Origin of the sequence: Streptomyces sp. SID12501, from assembly GCF_010550245.1 — a bacterium.
GTDB lineage: Bacteria > Actinomycetota > Actinomycetes > Streptomycetales > Streptomycetaceae > Streptomyces.
Genome location: NZ_JAAGLU010000423.1, coordinates 1 through 515 on the forward strand (window position 1 = coordinate 1; position 515 = coordinate 515).

Genomic DNA, 515 nt, shown 5'->3' on the forward strand with positions numbered 1-515 from the left:
GACGGTCTGCGCGGCCAACGGCGCGCTCGCGCTGTTCGTGCTGCCGCTCAGCGCGCTCTCGGAGCGCTTCGGCCGGACCCGGATGATGACCTGGTCCATGGTGATCGCGGTCGCCGTCGGCCTCCTGGTGCCCTTCGCTCCGAACCTGGAATGGCTGGTCGCGCTGCGCGCCGTCCAGGGCGCGGCGATCGCCGGCATCCCGGCCTCCGCGATGGCCTACCTGGCGGAAGAGGTCAAGCCGAAGGCGCTGGTCGCCGCGATCGGCCTGTTCGTGGCGGGCAATTCCATCGGCGGCATGAGCGGCCGCCTCGTCACGGGCTGGGCGGCCCAGGTCTGGGGCTGGCGCGGCGGGCTGCTGGCCGTCGGCCTGATGTCACTGGCCTGCGCGGCGGCCTTCCTGGTGCTCCTGCCCCGGGCCCGGTTCTTCCGGCCGGCCTCACTGAACCCGCGCGCGGTGGGACGTACCGTCTCCGGGCACCTGCGCGACCCGCTGCTGCGGCTGCTGTACGGGATCG

Annotated in this window: 1 protein-coding gene; it reads left to right on the forward strand. The window is 73.8% G+C overall.

What is annotated here, in order from left to right; genetic code table 11:
* Positions 1 to 515 (forward strand): MFS transporter (locus G3I71_RS46565; protein ID WP_164324992.1); only part of this gene is annotated, 515 nt, incomplete at both ends.